The organism is Paenibacillus suaedae (assembly GCF_032337355.1).
In the GTDB taxonomy this organism is placed as follows: Bacteria; Bacillota; Bacilli; order Paenibacillales; family Paenibacillaceae; genus Paenibacillus_B; species Paenibacillus_B suaedae.
On record NZ_JAVYAA010000010.1, the window covers coordinates 26,431 to 48,226 of the forward strand.

Annotated in this window: 14 protein-coding genes and 8 tRNA genes; 1 reads left to right on the forward strand and 21 read right to left on the reverse strand. The window is 45.9% G+C overall.

Annotation, left to right across the window (positions count from 1 at the left end):
- Positions 1 to 138 precede the first annotated feature (138 nt).
- From RQP50_RS27270 to RQP50_RS27285, 4 genes are all read right to left on the reverse strand, one after another.
- A complete protein-coding gene (locus tag RQP50_RS27270) occupies positions 139 to 1,614 on the reverse strand; it encodes an aminotransferase class I/II-fold pyridoxal phosphate-dependent enzyme (protein WP_138188322.1) in 1,476 nt (491 codons plus the stop codon).
- A gap of 145 nt (positions 1,615 to 1,759) precedes the next feature.
- The gene (nspC, locus tag RQP50_RS27275; RefSeq protein ID WP_315747309.1) at positions 1,760 to 2,887 is read right to left on the reverse strand and encodes a carboxynorspermidine decarboxylase; all 1,128 of its coding nucleotides are present in this window, start codon (positions 2,885 to 2,887) and stop codon (positions 1,760 to 1,762) included.
- Position 2,888: 1 nt separating this feature from the next.
- On the reverse strand, positions 2,889 to 4,127 hold the full coding sequence (locus RQP50_RS27280; protein ID WP_315747310.1) for a saccharopine dehydrogenase family protein: 1,239 nt from the start codon (positions 4,125 to 4,127) through the stop codon (positions 2,889 to 2,891).
- A 486-nt stretch (positions 4,128 to 4,613) separates the two neighbouring features.
- Positions 4,614 to 4,904, reverse strand: a complete 291-nt coding sequence (locus tag RQP50_RS27285; protein WP_315747311.1) for a hypothetical protein — start codon at positions 4,902 to 4,904, stop codon at positions 4,614 to 4,616.
- A 337-nt stretch (positions 4,905 to 5,241) separates the two neighbouring features.
- On the opposite strand from RQP50_RS27285, the gene RQP50_RS27290 reads away from it, so the two are divergent.
- Positions 5,242 to 6,585 (forward strand): alpha/beta hydrolase family protein, encoded by a 1,344-nt coding sequence (locus tag RQP50_RS27290; RefSeq protein ID WP_315747312.1) that lies wholly within the window; start codon positions 5,242 to 5,244, stop codon positions 6,583 to 6,585.
- Positions 6,586 to 7,192: 607 nt separating this feature from the next.
- Here RQP50_RS27290 and RQP50_RS27295 read toward each other — a convergent pair.
- The 17 genes from RQP50_RS27295 to RQP50_RS27375 form a co-directional block, all read right to left on the reverse strand.
- Positions 7,193 to 7,558, reverse strand: a complete 366-nt coding sequence (locus RQP50_RS27295) for a hypothetical protein (RefSeq protein ID WP_315747313.1) — start codon at positions 7,556 to 7,558, stop codon at positions 7,193 to 7,195.
- A 30-nt stretch (positions 7,559 to 7,588) separates the two neighbouring features.
- Positions 7,589 to 7,921, reverse strand: coding sequence for a hypothetical protein (locus tag RQP50_RS27300; protein WP_315747314.1), 333 nt, complete (start codon positions 7,919 to 7,921; stop codon positions 7,589 to 7,591).
- 741 nt (positions 7,922 to 8,662) lie between these two features.
- Complete coding sequence (gene glmS / locus RQP50_RS27305; protein WP_072727687.1) at positions 8,663 to 10,498, reverse strand: glutamine--fructose-6-phosphate transaminase (isomerizing); 1,836 nt, start codon at positions 10,496 to 10,498, stop codon at positions 8,663 to 8,665.
- 823 nt (positions 10,499 to 11,321) lie between these two features.
- The gene (gene glmM / locus RQP50_RS27310) at positions 11,322 to 12,665 is read right to left on the reverse strand and encodes a phosphoglucosamine mutase (protein WP_072727688.1); all 1,344 of its coding nucleotides are present in this window, start codon (positions 12,663 to 12,665) and stop codon (positions 11,322 to 11,324) included.
- A gap of 151 nt (positions 12,666 to 12,816) precedes the next feature.
- On the reverse strand, positions 12,817 to 14,256 hold the full coding sequence (locus RQP50_RS27315; protein ID WP_315747315.1) for a CdaR family protein: 1,440 nt from the start codon (positions 14,254 to 14,256) through the stop codon (positions 12,817 to 12,819).
- Positions 14,249 to 15,073: a diadenylate cyclase CdaA gene (gene cdaA / locus RQP50_RS27320; RefSeq protein ID WP_021255712.1), complete on the reverse strand. Its 825-nt coding sequence runs from the start codon at positions 15,071 to 15,073 to the stop codon at positions 14,249 to 14,251. Before cdaA ends, RQP50_RS27315 begins: the two co-directional genes overlap by 8 nt.
- 194 nt (positions 15,074 to 15,267) lie before the next feature.
- Positions 15,268 to 15,885 carry a zf-HC2 domain-containing protein gene (locus RQP50_RS27325; protein WP_028532705.1) on the reverse strand — a complete coding sequence of 206 codons (618 nt, stop codon included), beginning with the start codon at positions 15,883 to 15,885 and terminating at the stop codon, positions 15,268 to 15,270.
- 200 nt (positions 15,886 to 16,085) lie between these two features.
- Positions 16,086 to 16,652: an RNA polymerase sigma factor SigW gene (gene sigW, locus RQP50_RS27330; protein WP_021255710.1), complete on the reverse strand. Its 567-nt coding sequence runs from the start codon at positions 16,650 to 16,652 to the stop codon at positions 16,086 to 16,088.
- Between the two features lie 374 nt (positions 16,653 to 17,026).
- Positions 17,027 to 19,816: a phosphoenolpyruvate carboxylase gene (ppc, locus tag RQP50_RS27335; protein WP_315747316.1), complete on the reverse strand. Its 2,790-nt coding sequence runs from the start codon at positions 19,814 to 19,816 to the stop codon at positions 17,027 to 17,029.
- Between the two features lie 619 nt (positions 19,817 to 20,435).
- Positions 20,436 to 20,509 (reverse strand) — tRNA-Gly (locus RQP50_RS27340).
- Between the two features lie 9 nt (positions 20,510 to 20,518).
- A tRNA-Pro gene (locus tag RQP50_RS27345) sits at positions 20,519 to 20,595 on the reverse strand.
- Positions 20,596 to 20,610: 15 nt separating this feature from the next.
- Positions 20,611 to 20,687: transfer RNA gene (locus RQP50_RS27350), tRNA-Arg, on the reverse strand.
- An 8-nt stretch (positions 20,688 to 20,695) separates the two neighbouring features.
- Positions 20,696 to 20,770, reverse strand: a tRNA-Gly gene (locus RQP50_RS27355).
- A gap of 155 nt (positions 20,771 to 20,925) precedes the next feature.
- Positions 20,926 to 20,999: transfer RNA gene (locus RQP50_RS27360), tRNA-Gly, on the reverse strand.
- A gap of 9 nt (positions 21,000 to 21,008) precedes the next feature.
- Positions 21,009 to 21,085 (reverse strand) — tRNA-Pro (locus tag RQP50_RS27365).
- A 17-nt stretch (positions 21,086 to 21,102) separates the two neighbouring features.
- A tRNA-Arg gene (locus RQP50_RS27370) sits at positions 21,103 to 21,179 on the reverse strand.
- 8 nt (positions 21,180 to 21,187) lie between these two features.
- Positions 21,188 to 21,262: transfer RNA gene (locus RQP50_RS27375), tRNA-Gly, on the reverse strand.
- Positions 21,263 to 21,796 lie beyond the last annotated feature (534 nt).

Consider the following 21,796-nt stretch of genomic DNA (forward strand, 5'->3'; position numbering starts at 1 on the left):
GATTGTTCAAAACACGCTCTTAACATATTCTATTGGATCATTCTATTGAAAACTCAATTAGAGATTCCTTCAATTAAAATGACCAGACTTGCATTGGCGGCGCTTCGTGGTGCGCTCGACGCGTAAGGTATGCAGATTTTATGAAATCGGGTCGGTTTCCACGATCACCTTGACATTTTGGATGTACCGATCCTCCGGTCCTTTCACCGGAAGCCCCACATCCACATGATCGACAATGTAATCGATGTTGTCTTGGGAGATCACTTCGCCCGGCAGCAGGATTGGAATACCCGGCGGATAGACATATATGAACTCGGCAATGATTCTACCGGCTGATTCCTTGAACGGAATGACTTCGGTATCTCCATAAAATGCATCCCTTGGAATCAAGGAGAGATGAGGAATTTCCGGGATCTTCACGATTAGCTCATTTGCAGTGTTCACGTTGTAATACGTTCCAGCTAGCTCGCGGAGAGCTGTAAGCAATACCGATACCGTTTCCTCATTGTCGCCCGGGGTAACCAGGCAGAGGATATTGTACATATCGCTGAGCTCGACCTCAATGTTATAATGCTCACGCAGCCAGTTTTCCGCTTCAAAGCCTGTAATGCCCAGATGGCGGACATGGATGGTGAGTTTGGTCGGATCATAATCAAAGGTGGCCTCGTCCCCAAGGATTTCTTCCCCGAAGCAGTACAGACCTTCCATTTCATTAATGCTGCGGCGGGCTTTTTGGGCAAGATCAATCGTTCTTTGCGCCATGTCATGGCCGTTAATCGCTAGATTGCGTCTGGATGTATCCAATGATGCAAGCAGCACGTATGAAGTAGAAGTTGTTGTCAGCATACTGATGATTGTCTGCACGCGCTGAGGATTCACATAGCCGTTTTTTGTATTCAGGTTGAGAACCGAGCTTTGTGTCATAGAACCCCCAAGCTTATGCACACTAGTTGCGGCCATATCCGCACCGGCTTCCATAGCGGACATCGGCAAATCCTCATGGAAATGGATAAGTACCCCATGCGCTTCGTCTACGAGCACTGGAACATGGCGGCTGTGGGCAAGATCGACGATTTCCTTCAGATTGGCGCATACGCCGAAGTATGTCGGGTTAATAACCAGAACCGCTTTGGCATCCGGATGGCGGTCCAGTGCACGCTGTACGGATTTGGTTGTAATGCCGTGATCGATTCCAAGATTCTCGTCGCGAACCGGAGATATGAATACTGGCTTCGCGCCAGAGAAAATGATGGCCGACATGATCGATTTGTGCACATTGCGTGGGACGATAATTTTGTCCCCAGGCGAGCATGTAGACAAAATCATGGTCATAATGGCACCACTCGTCCCCTGTACGCTGAAATAAGTATAATCTGAGCCAAATGCGTCGGCTGCAAGCTTTTGCGCTTCTTCAATAACACCGGTAGGCTGATGGAGATCATCCAGCGGCGCAATGTTAATCAAATCTATGGATAGGGCATTATCGCCTATAAACTCTCTGAACTCACTGTCAGTTCCTACGCCCTTTTTATGACCGGGAATATGAAATTGTACGGGATTGCTCGCCGCATGTTCTTTCAGAGCTGTAAATAGCGGCGTGTTACGGTGGTCCATTTTATGCTGTCACAACCTTTCTAAGCAGTTCCGGCTTGAAATCTTTCCTTTTTACGCCGAATAGCAGATACATGTCCTTCTGGCCGACTTCAGCCAAGTTATATTCACGCTTAATTCCCATCGGAGTTAAGGGTTTGGTTATTCATTAAGCTAGTCTCATCTTAAAATCCTGATAACCGAACTCGCGCACGACGCGGCAATTCCCATCCTTCTCCTGCACGGCGATGGCCGGCAGCGGCATGCCGTTGAAGGTATTGGTTTTGACCATGGAGTAGATCGCCATATCTTCAAATACTAATCTGTCGCCGCTCTTGAGAGGCTGATCGAAGGAATAGTCTCCGATGACATCGCCCGTAAGGCAGGTCGGACCACCGAGCCGGTAAGCGTATGGCTTCTCCCCGAATTCACCCGAACCGACCAGAGGTGGACGATATGGCATTTCCAGAACATCCGGCATATGACAGGTAGCCGACGTGTCCACGATTGCAATCTCGATGCCGTTGCGATGGATATCCAACACGGAAGTGACCATATAGCCCGCGTTAAGCGCGATGGCTTCTCCGGGTTCAAGGTATACTTCCAAGCCGTATTTATTTTGCATTCGCGTTATGCAAGCTTCGAGCTTCGGAATATCGTAGTCTTCTCTCGTGATATGGTGACCGCCGCCGAAATTGATCCATTCCATTTGCGGCAGCCAAGATCCGAACTTGTCCTCAACCGCATTCAGCGTGGTCTCCAAATCGTCCGAATTCTGTTGGCAAAGGGTATGAAAGTGCAATCCCGAAACGCCTTCCAGCAGTTCCGGCTGGAAATCCTCCCTTTTGACGCCAAATCTTGAGCCCGTCGAACAAGGATCATAAATCTCATGCCCCACTTGCGTTGAACATTCCGGATTGATACGAAGGCCAATTTTTCTGCCAGCAGCAAGAGCCTTCGCTTTATACTTTTCCAACTGGGAGAAGGAATTGAAGATGATGTGGTCGCAAATGGAAATAATCTCATCGATCTCATCTTCACGGTAAGCTGGGGCAAAGACATGATTTTCTTTGCCCATTTCTTCGTGACCCAGTCGTGCTTCGAATAATCCGCTCGCAGTCGTACCGCTTAAGTATTTTCCGATGAGCGGATACATTGCAGTCATGGAAAAAGCCTTTTGCGCCAGTACAATTTTGGCTCCCGTACGCTGCATGACGCCGTTCAATATTTTCAGGTTTTTCTCGATGAGTGCTTCATCGACTACAAAACAGGGTGTCGGTAATTCCTCGAACCGCATCTTAACGAACGAGCTCCGGCTCTTTAGCTTCCTCAGGCAAGGCGTCAACCAGCACAGGGTTGAAGTCTTCTACCCATGGAAGTCCCCATTTGTTCAGCTCCTCCATGAATGGATCCGGATTGAACTCTTCGACATTATATACGCCCGGTTTGTTCCATTTGCCGGTGAGGATCATCGCCGCGCCGATCATGGCAGGAACGCCCGTTGTATAGGAGATGGCTTGGGAGCCCACTTCCTTATAGCACTCTTGGTGGTCGCAAACATTGTAGACATAGTACGTCTTGTCTTGGCCGTCTTTCTTCCCTTTGAAGATACAGCCGATGTTCGTTTTGCCTACTGTACGAGGTCCGAGAGAAGACGGATCCGGAAGCACAGCCTTCAGGAATTGAAGCGGAATGATTTGTTTCCCTTCGTATTCGATTGGTTCGATGGAGGTCATTCCTACGTTTTCAAGCGCCTTCAGATGCATGAGATAACTTTGGCCGAAAGTCATGAAGAAACGGATGCGTTTCAGACCAGGGATGTTTTGCGCAAGAGACTCAAGCTCTTCATGGTACAGCAGATACATGTCCTTTTGACCGACTTGAGCAAAGTTATATTCACGCTTAATTTCCATCGGTTTTGTTTCGATCCATTCCCCGTTTTCCCAGTAGCGGCCATTGGCAGACACTTCTCGGATATTGATTTCCGGGTTGAAGTTGGTTGCGAAAGGATAACCGTGATCCCCGCCATTGCAATCCAAAATGTCGATATATTCGATTTCGTCAAAGTAGTGTTTCAGCGCATAAGCCGAAAATACGCCGGTTACGCCAGGGTCGAATCCGCTGCCGAGCAGTGCTGTAATTCCTGCTTTTTCGAAGCGCTCCCGATATTCCCACTGCCATTTGTATTCGAATTTCGCCGTATCTTCCGGCTCATAGTTTGCCGTATCCATATAATGCGTTCTGGTAGCCAGGCAGGCATCCATGATCGTCAAATCCTGGTAAGGCAGAGCCAAGTTCATGACGATATCCGGTTTGACTTCGTTAATCAGAGCGATCAGCTCTTCAACGTTATTGGCATCGACCTGTGCGGTTGTAATTTTAGTTTTGCCGCCGTCCAGTTTTGCTTTCAGATCATCGCATTTGGACTTCGTACGGCTGGCGATGCAGATTTCTTCGAAGACCTCGCTGTTTTGAACGCATTTATGAACTGCTACAGATGCTACGCCACCGGCGCCAATGATTAGTGCTTTTCCCATTTTTCAATCTCCTCACCGAATTCAATTTTTTTCACTGTAAAAACGGCAACAAAAAAAGCAAGTGAAACACGCACCATGCGCATCACACTTGCTTGATATATTTAAAAAAATAAGATATTCCCAATAAACATGACAGAACAAACTCCTAGCGTGCTTATCAGTCACCCCTAGGACTCATCGTTTCATGGAAGAGCTCTTATATTCAAATATATTTTGTTAGGATCAGAGTCTATATAGCAAATAATGCCTTTACCACTCTTATTGACCGTTTCACAAGTTGTGTGCGTATTGCACTGGTTGTAAAGTAACCAACTTATAAAATTTGAGCTTTTAACTCAATCAATAAGGCAACGAAAAGTTGCCAGTCGGCATTTGACCCGGCTGTCCGTATGGCCTTAACTTCCGGAGAGGAAGTGGTCAAAAATTATCTGCTTGGAAAGATCCTAAATATATATTGAATATTCGCTTTCCAAAATTAATGCTTCTTCATAATAGCAGGATCGGAATTAATGAGCAAGAAGAAATTTCAAAAAAACTAAAACCGTCTTCCTGCATACGTCGACAATTGATCATGAACATATGCCCAGGAGTTAGACTAAATCTATGTTTTGGATATCTTTCTGCCCGGTGCCAAGTGAAAAGACAGTGGTACTTGGCAGCCAGCTTCACCAGTCCGCACTGCACTTTATGACAGTCACGCTGGTACAACTGTCCCCATGCAAATAAGTCTGCCACTACGCCATCAACAGCTCTAATCCCCGAAATCCAACGCCCCATAGGCATCCCGCCCCTTAACCCTAATATAGATGCGAAAAAGGAAGTAGAAAGAGATCGGGGAATTGCTTGAAAATAAAGATGCCTGAGAAAAAGAGTGTAAGAAAAGTCGAGCGAAAATCAGGGGAAATACCTGAAATTCGTTCGGCTTAGTCTAATGCTTTATTTGTCTAATACACTGGAAATGGGACTACTTCATAAGACACTTGGCTAGGAGTAGAACCACCTCGACTTCCAGCACATTTACGCCAATGAAGGGGAATTTGATGTTAGTAGAGTCTAATGCATTGGAAGCAAGTATTCACTCCACAAACCTATTGTTGAAATGGAGAGTTGCATTATGGAAGTAAAGCTTATCGGGAAACGTAAATTTTTAGTGCCAATTATGCTGTGTTCATTGTTTATCGGGAATAGCGTAATAAACGCATTTGGAAGCAGTCCTGCCCAGCAAGAGCAACAATCAGCAGTTGTTGTTACCCAACAATCTAAGGCTCCGACGACTTCGTCTAAGCAGACAGCTGAAATTTTCCCTGCCCTTAAAGGCCCATATAAAGTGGGGACAGAACGTTTTCATTGGGTAGACAAATCTCGTCCGGAAACATTTACGGCAGAAAAGTCGGATCATCGTGAGCTGATGATTCAAGTCTGGTATCCTACTAACGCATCAAGCGCCTCTCATAAGCGCGAACCTTATGCAGCGGATCCAACATCATTGGCAAAAGCATATGAAAGCTACTCTAAAATACCTGCTGCTCAATTTTTACCCTTGCTCTCATCTACTACTCATTCTTTGATCAAGGCACCTATTGCTGAATCGAAACAAAAATATCCGGTACTCATCTTATCACACGGCTTAGGGATGCTTAATGACTCGTATCGATTTATTGCAGAGCCACTAGCAAGCCAAGGCTACATCGTTGTAAGTGTTCAGCATACCTATAATTCGTTAGTAACCACATTTCCTAACGGAAAAGTCGTCAAATTTAACGGAGCTAATAACGACAGTACCTCTTACTTAGATCAATTAATCACCAAAGTATGGGTGAAAGATATTCAATTTGTATTAGATCGCCTAGAACAACTTTCAGCGAAGAAAAGCTATCATATTTGGAAGCAGGCTGATCTGAGTCGAGTTGGAATGCTCGGTCATTCATTCGGCGGTGCTACAGCTGCTCAAGTGATGCTGCAGGATGATCGCGTAAAAGCTGGCATCAATATGGACGGCGGCTTCTTTGGCAAATTGATTCCTGAGACCGGAATACCAGGTCCATTTATGCTGATGAATGCTAGCTACGACGGATTGAAAAATTTGGAAAGTTATGATCCTAAGCAGGCTGCACAAGTACAAGGAATGGATGAAAAGAAGATGACCGAGATGTTGAAACATGTGATTTCTCGCTATAAGCAGGCAGTACACTATAGTTATTCCGTATCATTCCGTCATGCAGACCATAGTACATTTTCAGACACTCCGTTTTTCACCTATCCATCTGTACCGAATGATGCTGCCAGCTTACAGACCGTGTATCGTACCCACAGCAGTATTAATGCATATACATTGGATTTCTTTGACTACTTCCTAAAGGGTAAGCCAAGTAAGCTGCTAGATGGGAAAAACAAGATCGAGGATGTAAAGGTAGAGATTGGAGAGCACGTCAAAACCAGACCTGCTTCTTCCAAATAATATAATTTTAACTGGAATCTTCTCGGTAATTGACCGGGAAGGTTTTTGGTTAGGTTCATAAAAAGTACACATCGCCCAAGGATAATAAGATCCAAGGGGTACATACCCCGTAGAACATCTGTCGCGTCCTCTATCCTGTCGCCATCTCGAACATCAAACCAATCTAACTTACAAAAAGGAGGGGCTCCTGCTTTTTATTCAAATTGCTCGGAAACGTATTGATTTTGCATCTCGTTTGTCTACATTATTAACGGTGATGATCGAATGTCTCTTCCCTTATCGTAATCGCAACGTATAAATGCGGGTTTAGTGAAATTGCACGAGCTGGCTGTATCCCAATACCCTTACGGTGTAACTACAAATAAGGGCGATTCTGCGGACTTCACAGCTTCCCGCAAGTCGCCTGTGTTAACATGTACTTATAAAAACTTATACTTACAAGTACAGGCGTTCGTTATTTAGCGACCGTCTTTTTTATTTCTTTTATAATGTTGAAGCTTTGTGTTAATCCCAAAACGTCTTATTAAAAAATGCTATGCGGTAATGTCCTTATTTTCTTGTCAAAAACGGAATTGTCATCCGACACCTACATAAAAAGTATAACTTATTATACAAAAGATGGTGGTTCAAGTCTTGTAATATCTCTATGTACCAAAGTAAATCGATTGTCCGATAAAAACAATGGCTCTGAAAATGTAATCACCTCATTGTTTCCTCGAGGGGTGAACTCTATGTTAATCTCTACTTTTAAGTCGCGAAAAATCATATCTGAAGGTTTGTCATAATAATTTTCCAGTGATAATTCATCACCTTCAACTATGTCATAATGCAAAGTTGATGTTGTTCCTTTGATTTGCATCAGACACCGATTATCGATTTCCCATTTGAATTTCTTAACAGTTGTTGAGAATGGATGGAGAAAGCACAACCAACCATCTCCGTTTGGCTTGAATACGATTTCGGTATCCTCCATAGCACCTGGTGCATACACTGCGTCCGCTGATCATCGGCCGATAATGTTTTCTACTAAATGACCCTCTTTAATGACTGAGATCTTCTCCGTAATTTCTTCTTCTATGAAATCTTCCATTAGACCTGGATAAGTATTAGCCAGCCATGCATCGGTATCTACGGGTTGTAGTAATGTACCGCCTCTTCTTCGGTATGCGGCTTCACATCTCTTACATACTCTAACCCCTTCTCTAGGTTGAGTCTCATATCCAGAGAGGAGTGAACCACAAAGAACTTGGTCAGTATCAATGTCCAAGTAATGAAGCTTCATGCGTTTTTGACCAGCGAATGTTCCTGCTGTAATTAATTTATACTCTCTTGGCATTTCCTCGCCTCTCTGAATAATAAGTACGCGAGCCCAGAGGCTTCCTGTACCCGTAGATGATTAGTTTATTCTCCCAGTCTACAACAATTCTATTCGCCATCTTTAAACTCCAATCTCAGTTTAATACTACTGATATTTTCATTATATCTCTTTTTATTATCATTAATAATTACTTCTTGTACTCTTCCCGCCCCTAACGAAAATCTTCCTCCTCAATATATTAAATAATTTATACAAAGTCTTAATGCTATATTGAACAAAAATAGAGGATAGTAGCCCATATAATGAACTAACTATCCTCTACATACGATACTACAATTTAACTCAGTCTAATGGTTTATTTTTAACAGAGGAATCCTCCACTTTATTATGTTCTCCGTCCAACTCATTGAGACCGTCCGCGTTTACTGCACTTCCAAATAAGAACCATGTTGCGTTAATGTTAAACACTTTGATTATTGCGAGAAAGTTTCTAGCGAAGGATTGTACTTGTTTAGTTCAAGCTCACTCTAGGTTCCCTGTGACACTTCAATAAGGTTTGAAAACTCAGTTTGGTTCATCTTATTTTTCTTTCTAATTTCTCGAATTTGCTCCCCTAACATTAAATACAGCTCCTTCATCATAAAAAAGTCCCGATGACCTAACAAAGCATCATCGGGACTGTTCTAGGAGTTCCAGACTTTTTTTACTGGTTCCACACTTTTTTATCACTTAACAGGAAGATACATTCAAGCCCGTTCCTTATTCCACAGTCACACTCTTCGCCAAGTTTCTTGGCTTATCCACATCATTGCCTCGTGCCAAGCTTGCATAGTAAGCAACAAGCTGCAATGGCACTACAGACAAGGCAGGAGACAAGCGAGACAGCGTAGCTGGCAGTACGAACATGCCATCTACCGCCTTCTCTACTGCAGCAGCATTCGCTTCGTCAGTAATCGCATAAACGACACCGCCGCGCGCCTTCACTTCCTTAATGTTGCTCACTGTCTTCTCAACAAGCGCAGTCTGTGTAGCCAGTGCGATGACAGGTACTCCTTCTTCGATCAAGGCAAGTGTACCGTGCTTCAATTCACCCGCTGCATACGCCTCGGAATGAATATATGAGATCTCTTTCAGCTTCAGCGATCCTTCCAATGCTACCGCATAATCCAGACCACGTCCGATAAAGAACATATTGTCGTGCTTCGCAATGTCCTCTGCAACCCGCTTCAGCTCGTCAGATTGCTCCAGAATGCGCTCCACTTGCTCCGGCAATGCCTGCATCGCAGCAATCTGCTCACGAATCCAAGCCTGATCGTGAAGGCCAAGCTTCTCTGCCCAGTACAGGCTGAATATCATGAAGGCAACAAGCTGTGATGTGTATGCCTTTGTAGAGGCAACCGCAATCTCAGGACCTGCCCATGTAACAATGGTATCGTCTGCTTCACGGGCAACCGAGCTGCCTACGACGTTCGTAATCGCCAGAACCGTCGCACCGCAGCGTTTTGCTTCACGGAGTGCTGCGAGTGTGTCTGCTGTCTCACCAGACTGGCTGACAACAATAACAAGCGTCTGTGGTGTAATAATTGGCGAACGGTAGCGATACTCCGAAGCGACATCTGTCTCCACGGGAACGCCTGCACATTGCTCAATCAGCGTACGTCCGACAAGACCTGCATGATAAGCAGTACCGCATGCGACAATATGCACGTTGCGAATTTCTTGTAATTTCTCTGCAGTCAAATGCTTCAACTCAGGAAGCTTGATTCCACTGCGATCTTCTTGCATTCTACCGCGCATCGTGTCGCGATATGCCTTGGGCTGCTCATGAATTTCTTTGAGCATGAAATGGTCGTAACCGCCTTTTTCCGCAGTCAACACGTCCCAATCGACAACAATCATTTCCCGAGAAATAAAATTCCCCTCTAACGTCATCAATTCGACAGCGTCCTTAGTCAGTACGGCCATTTCGTTGTCGTTCAAAATATACACTCGACGCGTATATTGCAAAATCGCCGGAATATCCGAACCGATGAAATTCTCGCCTTCTCCAATACCGATAACTAGCGGACTTGCGAAGCGAACAGCAACCAGCTTATCCGGTTCATGCTCTGTCAGGACAGCCAATGCATAAGCACCGCGCATACGCGCTGTAGCCTTCTGCACAGCCTTCACAATATCTCCCTCATACTCTTGAGCAATCAGATGAGAAATGACCTCTGTATCCGTCTCTGAACGGAATACAACTCCGGATGCGATCAGCTCTTCCTTCAGCTCCATATAGTTCTCGATAATACCATTATGAACAACAGAGAACTTCATCGATGCATCCGTATGTGGATGCGAATTCTCATTCGAAGGCTTGCCATGTGTCGCCCAGCGAGTATGGCCAATGCCTACCGAACCTTGCAGCGGCTCATCCTCCAATTGAGAAGCAAGGACAGCTAATCTACCTTGTGCCTTGCGCACTTGCAAGCCTTCCGGTGTGAATACAGCAATGCCAGCAGAATCATATCCACGATACTCCAGCTTGCCCAATCCTTCCAACAACACCGCTTGAGAATTTCTAGCTCCAATATATCCGACAATACCACACATAATATAGACCTCCGATTATTCGCGGCCTCTCCAGTTGGCGACGTCGCACACAGAAGTCCATGCCTCATAAGCGTGAGTGCATAGCATTATTGGATGACTTATAAAGTTCAATAAGCTCATGGATAACGAGGGAAGCAGCCTAATTTGTAATAGCCTACTTCGCCAAGCAGCACAACAAGCAAGCTTGTTAGCCAGCTTGGACTCTGTGTGCTCTGTCCATCCACGAGACAGCCCGATTCTTAGTAGTTAATTGAGTTAAATCTTAATGGCAGCGATAATCAGCTGCATTGTATCTCCAAATTGATACGCCTTGACTATGCAAGTGTATCTCCATCTCATTATCAAACATACCTGCGTAAGCATGCGTTGTCAGGAAAGTCGCCTCTCCTGCATTCCGCTAATGCTCTTACGGTGCCGGTAACACACCGGGAGGTCCCCGCCGAACATTTCGAACACCTCCACCTCGTCCACTCGCTGCAATGGCCGATTCAGCAGCAAGCGCTGGCGCTTCTTGAACGGTTGCCCGTTACATTGCCAACCTCACAATCCTCACTTTCTATATGTGAATCATCTTCTATTTTTCTATTTCCTATCTTCCTTACGAAGAGGACTGGCTCATCCTCTAGCATAAGCTGTTCCTGCATCATACACCGGCTTCTTGGCTGAGCTTCCAGGCATCGGCTTCGCCTTATCCACTCTGTATTTGCGGAACATGTTCTTACATTATATTCACTTTAGCCATTTTCCGCAACAATGCTACAGAAAATAGGAAGAAAGCCGCTTACCTGACCAACGTCAAGCAAACGGCTCTGAACAAGTCCTATTAAGCTAGTTCTTTCTGTACAACCTCTACAATGCGGTTTACATATCCCTCTACAATATCCGCCTCAGGGCCTTCGGCCATAACACGTATCAGGGATTCTGTCCCGGATGGACGAACGAGCACGCGACCATTGTCACCCAACTCCTGCTCAACTTCCGCAATCGCCTTCTCGATAGCTGCATTGCCTTGGTATTTCGATTTATCCCCAACACGCACGTTCACCAGCACTTGCGGGTATTTGCGCATAAGCGACTTCGCTTCACTTAAGGATTGGCCATTTGCCTTCAAGTTAGCAACCAATTGGATACCAGACAGCATGCCGTCCCCTGTCGTATTGTAATCCAAGAAGATAACATGTCCGGATTGCTCACCGCCTAAGTTATAATTACCGCGGCGCATTTCTTCCATAACGTAGCGATCGCCAACTGCCGTCTTGGCTGTATTCAACCCGTGCTTCTCAGCACCCTTAAAGAAGCCAATGTTGCTCATGACTGTTGTTACAATCGTATCACTATTCAAACGACCAGCCCGCTTCATTGCATCGCCGCAAATGAGCAGAATGAAGTCGCCGTCAACTTCCTCGCCATGTTCATCAATGGCAATCAAGCGATCCGCATCGCCGTCAAAAGCCAGACCCAAATGAGCCTTGTGGCGCAGCACTTCTTCCTTCAACATTTCCGGATGCGTTGAACCGCAATGATCGTTGATGTTCAGACCTGTTGGCTCAGCGCCAATAGCGATTACTTCTGCACCAAGTTCACGGAACAAGCGTGGTGCCAACTCATAAGCAGCACCGTGTGCGCAATCGAGCACAATACGCATTCCATCGAAGCGTTGATCAACGGTTGACTCCAAATACTCTACATAGCGCCACTTCGCATCCGTATCCACTGTAACCGTACCGAGACCTTCGCCAATTGGACGAGGAAGCTCATCTTCAGCAGCATCCATTAGCTGCTCAATTTCAAGTTCTGTCTCATCAAGCAACTTGTAGCCGTCGCTGCCGAAGAACTTAATCCCGTTGTCCTGTACAGGGTTATGGGAGGCAGAGATCATAACCCCTGCGTCAGCACCCAATACACGTGTCAAATATGCAACAGCTGGTGTGGACAACACCCCAAGCTGGATGACATCTGCGCCAATTGACAGCAAACCTGCTGTCAATGAAGCCTCAAGCATACGGCCAGATACACGCGTATCCATACCGATAACCACCTTCGGTTTGCCTGATGCCTGCTTCGTCAGTACATAGCCTCCACAGCGTCCAATTTTAAAAGCAAGTTCTGCTGTCAATTCCTGATTCGCTACACCGCGTACACCATCAGTACCAAAATATTTCCCCATCGTTCGCTTCTCCTTCATGCTGCCATCAATCAATATGATCTGCTGTAGTTAGCACCTTCGATCATAAATCCATCCTGTGCAGCATCTATTCTCACGTCGTAAATTTGATTTTTCATTATTCTATTCGTCAATTCATAGATGTCACACATCTCTAGTTGGAATGTTCCACTGATCCGTTCACCGCATCGGACGGTGTTCCTTCCGCTTCATTCGAGGAAGGCGGATTCTCATGAGTGTCGGTCGATGGATTGCTTGGATGCCCCGTCTCATTCTGGGTTCCTGATGTCGAGCCGTTGCCTACTTCTTCTGGGATCGAAGTAGGAGGCTTCGGATCAGGCAATGTCGTTACGGGCGCTTCCGTATCCTTAATCACGACCTTGATCGTTAGTGGAGTTGAATCCACTCGTCGAACGAACCGAGGTAAATTTACCTGCAAGTTCACTGTATGCTCACCAGGAGGCAAGTCATTCACATTCGCAATCAGCTGAATGTCACTTACCTTCAGCGCATCAATCAGATTCGGTGCGCCAACAACAATAACGTCCATCTTGCGGGAAGCCGGTTCCGCAATTGTCGTCTCCAATCGGTCATTGTCGCCCGTTAGTGTAATAGGAACGTCCGTTATCGTACGCTGTTTTACACCCGAAATTTGCAATTCGACAGTAATCTCACTCGGTTCTATTTTCTCAATGTTCGCAGGCGGCGTCAATTGTACCTTTATCTTATACGTCCCAGCAGCTTCAAATTGGCGCAAATCGACTTGTACATTATCCAAGTATTCGATCTTATCCAACGCTTCCTGAGGGCCGTACAGGGTCACCTGATTGACATCTGGAGACAAGGCTGACACAGCAAGTCCTTCCGCTAATTGTCCAATCAAATTCACTTGGAGCGGTACGGTCTTGAATGGCTTCGTGATCGGTACTTCCACCTCGACAAAAGATGGTGTCAGGACTGCTCCCTCCACTTCATCGCCTCTCGCATTATACGCCGTCAACTTCACCCGCTTCGTGATAACAGACTCATTCGCCTTATCGACACTTACTGCACCTACTATCGATTTTACTTCAGCCATACGAGATGCGGGAAGCGTTACATGGACCCGGTTCGAAGGACGCACAATTGGAGTGCCTGCCTTATATCCTTTGGCAGGGGTTCCTTCTGTTTGTACCTGTACTTCGTACTCCTTCGTCTGCACATCCTCCAGCTCAATCGTTGCACTGCTCGGCTCCATCGACATCAAGTCAATTCCAGTCGGCAACTCATGACGGAGCTGTACCACATGTTTCCCCTTCCCATAGCCTGTTAAATCAAGTGTTACTTTATAATCTTCTGGCAATGCAGAAGCAATTGCTGTCCGCTTGCCTCGAACCTGTATACGAACCTTATCCGGCCGTATGGACTTAATCACCTGCTGCTTCGTATCCAATCCGACAATCCGTACTTGCACGTCATCAATCCAGCGAGATTCCATGAGCGGCTGCGGAGAAGTCGGTGTTGTATCGTCTTTATGTACGACAGCGAATAGAAGCACACCTAATACTAACGCAATAATCTTCGCTGCATTGTTATTCATTAACCACTTATCCATGATGCTCACCTTTTCGTTTCCAGAACATTTTTAGTTCTTTCTTCGCCTTCGGCTTTAACTCATCGAACAGCTTGGATATGAGTGATTCTTCCTTAATATCACGCACAACTTGTCCATTGATAGCAAGGGACACTTGTCCTGTCTCCTCGGAAACGACAACAGAAATCGCATCACATACTTCACTGATTCCAATAGCTGCCCGATGTCTTGTCCCCAATTCCTTACTGATAAATGGATTCTCGGACAACGGCAAATAACAAGCTGCTGCCGCTATTTGGCTGCCTTGTATAATAACTGCTCCGTCGTGCAGTGGTGTATTCGGGATAAATAGGTTAATGAGCAACTCTGAGCTAATACGGGAGTTCATGGCAATGCCTGACTCCGTGTATTCATTCAACCCTGTCACACGTTCGAAGACGATGAGTGCACCGATCTTACGTCGTGACATATAATTAACTGCTTTAATAAGCTCGCTAATAACACGAGCCGTCTCATCTTCCTCTGCTACCGCGCGTCCACCGAACATTTTCCCTCGACCCAACTGCTCCAATGCTCGTCGCAGCTCTGGTTGGAAAATAATTACGATCGCAAGAACCCCGAACGTAAACATTTGATTCATAAGCCATTTCAGCGTATACAAATCAAACCACGTACTGATCGCCCAAGTCACAACGAGGATAAAGATCCCCTTCAGCAACTGGACAGCACGCGTTCCGCGGATGAGCACAAGTAGCTTATAAATTACATAACTAACGATTAAAATATCGATGATATTCTTGATCGTGTCTTTCCACGACATGTCCGCAAAATAATTCATGCAGGTACCCCCGGCGTTCGTTTCCCCTGATAAGATCCTGATGAGAAGATGAAGCACCTCTCTATGTATAACTATAACCTTTTCGTCTTGATGAAGCAAAATTTATATCCCATTCTTATCCATCCTTACAAAAAAGCCCTCCTGCAATAGCTGCAGGAGAGCCTCGGTACAACAGATACGGATACTGTCATTCGTTATGGCAACGACGGCCCCGTGCCGAACAAGTTCGTAAGCTGGTACCACATCCAGCTTAGTGCTTCGTCGATTTGGTGAACCGATCCCGAAATATTTGCCGTAGATGCTTGATACAGCTTCCCGTCAATGACGGTTACATCGCCCTTCACTTTGCCGTACACTTCTGCGACTCCGTTATGAATCGTTAAGTTACCTGATATTACTTTATCCGAAGGCACGATGACCTTATTATTCTCTACGACAACTCCATTCAGATCAGCGCCCTTAACCATAAGCTGCTTATCCGCATTCCACATACTTAGCGCACTTGTCATCATAACCAACACAAAGACGGCTGCGACGGTAATGGCTGGGTGACGTTTGACCCATAGCATGAACGCACTTTGCTGCTTCGGCTTCGGTATAACGCTCATGACCCGTGCCGTCAAATCATCCGATACAGGCTGCACTCGGTGATTGAAGCTGTACAGCAGAGTATCCATCTCCTCTAACTGACGAAATCGTTCGCGGCAATCCGGGCATGCAAGCATATGTTCTTTCAATTCGAGTGCATATTCCGGTGTCAAATCGTCATCTAGTAAATCATGCATTAATGAGACGGCTTGTTTGCAATCCATTTGAGCCAATCCTTTCATGGAGTCTCCAATCAGATACGATGGCGCATCCTACACTAAGAAGGATGACCCTATCTGGGACGTATCGTCATGCACCGAAGTCTTTCCCAACATTCTATACATTTTCGTTAGGGCTCATTCGGCTTGTTATACGATACGACTTGAATGCAAAATAGTTTCACTCTTTAGCCTGCTATTTTTTATCAGATTTTACGTTCCAGCTTCTTGCGGAGAAATTCTCGTCCCCGGTGCACCCTCGTTTTGATCGTGGTCACAGGCATATCTAGTACATCGCTAATTTCCTGCAGCGACATATCCTTTAAGTAACGAAGCACCATCACGGTCTTATATTTTGCAGGGAGACTCTCTATCGCCTCATGGACCATTTTCTGAGTCTCGCTTACAAGCAAGTATGTCTCAGGTGTACGATTATCGCTAGGGATCATCGCATACCCGTCAATGCCCTCCTGGTCATTCATCTCTGCATCAAGGGAATAATTCGGCTTCCGTTTGCGCAAGCGATCAATGCACAGGTTCGTTCCGATACGATAGATCCAAGTCGAGAACTTCTGAGTCTCATCGTAACGATCCAAATTGCGATATACACGCAGAAATGTATCTTGTACCACATCCTCTGCTTCATGCCGATTGCTCAGCATGCGATAGGCAAGATGGAATATTTTATCCTTATATAAATCGACAATCTCGGCAAACGCTCGCGTATCCCCTTTTCGAGCTAATCTCACGAGCCGTTGTTCTAGCGTATCCAAGCGGTCTCCCTCCATCCTCACTGCTCTTATGCCGATGTCTTCTCAATCATTGCACCTCAATGACAATGCCGGACATCGTAAGCAGGAATGCGAACCTTGGGAGCAACGTATCTTACTGTGCTCACGATCATTCACCGAATTCAGTGAATGAACAATGGCTCATTCGGGAAGCCTTGTTCCCTGCCTGTCGCTGCCCTAGGGGTGCGAGTGTGTCGATGTAGAAGCAATGCTGCTCTTCTTTGCCGACGCACTCTTTCCTATGTATAAACACAGGAAAAGTCGAGCCTCGATCGCTCAAGACTCGACTGCATCGTCGCTACTTCGTGCTGTTTACGTATCGACGTAGCCTGCGGAAATCGATCATTCCGACATTATCAACCTGTATTTCGAAGCCCTGCTGCAATACCGTTAATCGTAAGCAATACTTCCCGCAGCAATACCGCATCATCCTCTTCGTTCTCACGAAGCTCGCGCAGTTCTGCCAGCAGTTCCACCTGCATATAGCTGAGCGGATCCACGTATGGATTGCGCAAGCGAATCGATTCCTGGATGACAGGAACATTGTCGAGAATATCCTCTTGTCCGGTAATTTGCAGGATTAACGAAGAGGTTAATTTGAATTCTTCCTCAATTTGCGTAAAAATACGCTCGCGAATGGCTTCGTCCTTAATCATGCCTGCATATTCCTTGGCAATGACAAGATCCGCCTTCGCAAGTGCCATTTGCAAGCTGTCGATCATAGACTGGAAGAAGGAATAATTCTGATACATATGGCGCATTGTTTCCATATTCTCTTCCTTGCCTTGATAGAAGCTCTGCAATCCTGTTCCTGCTGCATACCACGCAGGGAGCAAGTACCGGCTCTGCGTCCATGCGAATACCCAAGGGATCGCACGCAAGTCTTCGAAGCGGTCACTGTTCTTCCGCTTCGACGGACGTGAACCGATGTTCAGTTCACCGATCTCTGGAAGCGGCGTAGACTCCTTGAAGAACGTCATGAAGTCTGGATCACGGAAGATCAGATCCTGATACTTCTTCAGCGAAGCCTGGGAGATGCTCTCCATGAGCTCCTTCCACTTCGATTCATACAGATCCGTATGCGGCGTACGAGCCAGCGTAGCCGCTTGTATAAGTGCCGAAGTAGCTTGTTCCAAGCTTCGGTAAGCAATACCTTGTACGGAATAGCGGGAAGACAATACTTCACCCTGCTCCGTAATCTTGATGCCGCCACCAATCGTGTGTGGAGGCTGAGCCATAATACTGCGATTCAATGGCATACCACCACGACCAAGTGCACCGCCACGACCATGGAAGAACTTCAATTTCACATCGTACTTCTTCGCAGACGCCGTCAGTTCCTTCAGAGCCATACGAAGCTCCCAGTTCGCTGTAAATGCACCGCCGTCTTTGTTGCTGTCTGAGTAGCCAAGCATGATCTCCTGCAGATCATTCATTGCTTCAACAGCACTGCGGTATATCGGCAAATCAAACAACGTCTTCATGATCGCAGGTGCGGCATGAAGGTCGTCGACAGTCTCGAAAAGCGGCACAGCCTGCAATGTGCAGTGTACTTTGCCTTTCTCTTTGCGGAACAAGCCTACTTCCTTCGCCAGCAGCATGACTTCAAGCACATCGCTCGCTGCCTCCGCCATACTGATCAAGTAGCTTGTAATACATTTCTCACCGAATTCCTTCTGTGCATCATAGACGATACGATACACATTCAGTACTTCAGTTGTAGATTCACTATATTGAATATATTCCGATATCAATGGACGAGGATCATTCAGCAAGCGATTAAGAAGCTCAATCTTCTCCTCTTCGCTCAAGCTGCTGTAATCGTCCACGATGTTCATGTTAGCCAAAATTTCAGTCATTGCATTTTCATGCTCTTTACTATGCTGACGAATATCAAGTGTCGCCATGTGGAAGCCGAACAGTTCTACTTGACGAATCAGTTTCTTCACATACGTGTCTGATACATAATCTGCGAAGTGGTGGCGCAAGCTCCGGTCAATAATTCTCAGATCTTCCAAGAACTCAAGCGGATTGTTGTAACGCTGTGCTGTCCCCTTCGTCGACTCATCCAGTATATTATTCAACTTCTCGAACATGTAGATTAACTTGATACGATACGGTTCCTTCTCATTGTTCCAGTATCCCGCATGCGTCAATGTCACATTGCGGCTGTCCTCTGCAATCGAGGATAGCAGTTCCTCAGATACAGATACAATTGTAGTACTGAAGCTAAGCGTACGGAACAAGGACTTCAATCGCTCCTCGTATTTGCGAATCGCAAGTGTACGCTGCATCTTCAATGTTTCCCATGTTACATCATGGGTAACCGAAGGATTGCCGTCACGGTCGCCACCGATCCAAGAACCAAATCGAAGGTAAGTAGGCACATGCCATCCTCCGGATGGATAGTACTTATCCAGGCAGCGTTCCAATTCATGATATACATCTGGCAGAACATCGAACAGTGTCTCGTTGAAATAGAATAAGCCGTTGCGGACTTCATCGAGTACAGTTGGCTTACGATCACGCAGTTCATCCGTTTGCCACAGTGTAATCACTTCGTTCAGCAGCTTATCTCGCAATTGTTCACGCTCACGGTGTGTCAGAGTTGGATTATCCAACATTGTAACATCATCAGCGATGCGCTTATGAATATCGAGAATGGCCCGACGCATCGCCTCAGTCGGGTGCGCCGTTATGACAAGTTCCAAAGAAATGCTTTCAATAATTTCTTGCAATTCTTCTTCGGAAACTTTACGCTCCTTCAACTCCATGATCACACTTTCGATCGATCCTGGTTGAATGCTTTCACCTGCAGAGCGCTCATAATCGCGTTTGCGACGGATCCGATGATTCTGTTCTGCAATGTTCACTAACTGGAAGTAGATAGCGAATGCACGAATCACTTGATGTCGGATTTCGGGGTTCAACGTATTGATGAGTTGCTTAAACTCCTCATACAACTCGGGTAAAAATACGGCACGCAACGATTTGCTAAGCTCGCGGATCTTCTCCACAATGTTAAGCAATTCATTACCACCTTGATGGACGAGCACTTCGCCGAGTATATTACCCAGAAAACGAACGTCCCGCCGCAACATATTGTTGGAATTCGTCTTGTTTGCGGTTAACGTTAGATCAGTCATTCGTCTCCCCCTATCTCACAATTCAGTACAGTCTGTAAAAGACTTTCTTAACATCATACTACAAATTGAGACGAAAATCTTTACTTTTCATTGAAAAAATCGCACGTTTCAATTGTATCCCCTTACATTGGTTCGGGTTTACAATCGATCGTTATCTTGATATCGCTAACCTGTATTTTTAGCCTTAAACAGCCTGAAATGTATGTTCATCATCCTACTCATTATGTTTCATGTAGAGCCTATAATTCATACATGATCGTCTAAATATGAACTGCGAACGCAGCTATTCTCAACAAAATAAAAAACGCCTTTCGGCGTCGATTTCATGCTGGTTAATGAAACCGGAATACTCCGGTCGCTTATCGTGCCTCCTATTGTCGGCACCACACGTCCCTCTCCCGGACGCGCGCGCTGAACCGTATTTCAAGAAGCATTGCAGCGCGGTACTCAACATGTCTGATTTGAAAAATGGAGCCTCTCGGCTCCATTCGGTTATTGTTCATATTGACGCTCGTCCTACTTGAGTATTTCCACGATGTCTTTACGGACGGTCGAACCCTTGGTTTCCCATCACATCTATACATACAAAAAAAACGCCCTACGGCGTTGGTTTTCTTAATGGAGCGGGTGATGGGAATCGAACCCACGCTACCAGCTTGGAAGGCTGGAGTTCTACCATTGAACTACACCCGCATATTTAGATGGTCGGGATGACACGATTTGAACATGCGACCCCCTGGTCCCAAACCAGGTGCTCTACCAAGCTGAGCTACATCCCGATACTGTATTGAAAATGGCGCGCCCTGAGAGATTCGAACTCCCGGCCTTTTGATTCGTAGTCAAACGCTCTATCCAGCTGAGCTAAGGGCGCAAATTATATGGAGCGGACAACGAGATTCGAACTCGCGACCCTCGCCTTGGCAAGGCGATACTCTACCACTGAGCTATGTCCGCATATGGAGCGGGTGATGGGAATACTCAACATAATCTGATTCAAAATGCCTTCGGCATTAAGATGGTACATGTTGACGCTCATCCTACCCTGATTACTCATCGATGCCTTCACGGATGGTCGAACCTGAGGTTCGCTTCCCTAGCAAGGATGTTGTTGGAGCGGGTGATGGGAATCGAACCCACGCTACCAGCTTGGAAGGCTGGAGTTCTACCATTGAACTACACCCGCGTATTTAGATGGTCGGGATGACACGATTTGAACATGCGACCCCCTGGTCCCAAACCAGGTGCTCTACCAAGCTGAGCTACATCCCGATACTGTATTGAAGAAATGGCGCGCCCTGAGAGATTCGAACTCCCGGCCTTTTGATTCGTAGTCAAACGCTCTATCCAGCTGAGCTAAGGGCGCAAATTATATGGAGCGGACAACGAGATTCGAACTCGCGACCCTCGCCTTGGCAAGGCGATACTCTACCACTGAGCTATGTCCGCAATTTGTCGTTCAAAACGATATATCAGAAGCGACAAGTAATAATATATCATAAGGTATTAAGTAATGCAACCCTTATTTCAAAAAAAATAATAAATAGCTGAAAAACCTTGCTGTTGAGCCACTGGAGACTTCAAGGTGCCTGTTCTAGGACATCTCATCACAACGCTTAACAGCTATTATCGCCCACAAGCTCCAACGGTTCTCTACGTTCCCCCGCCCCTCAGAGCATTTCGTCAGGTCGCCATAGTGGAATGCAATCGTTATTCCAGTCGTACGTCCCCTTATTTGCTCTAGATGGGTTTGAGACGCTTTACGTATCCAAATCCCCTCTTTAAGGGTTTAAAAGGGCTCTTACAGGCTTCTAAGCTTATCCCTAAGATTAATTCCTTCTATTCTCCAACATAATATTGAGACCTACAAGAACACGTATCTACCTAAATAAACAGCAAAACGGTAAAAGGCTAATTCGAATAATGAATCAATCGCTTCATCTAAAAGGAATTGTCCCATCAAAGGTGGGACTTTATTTATAA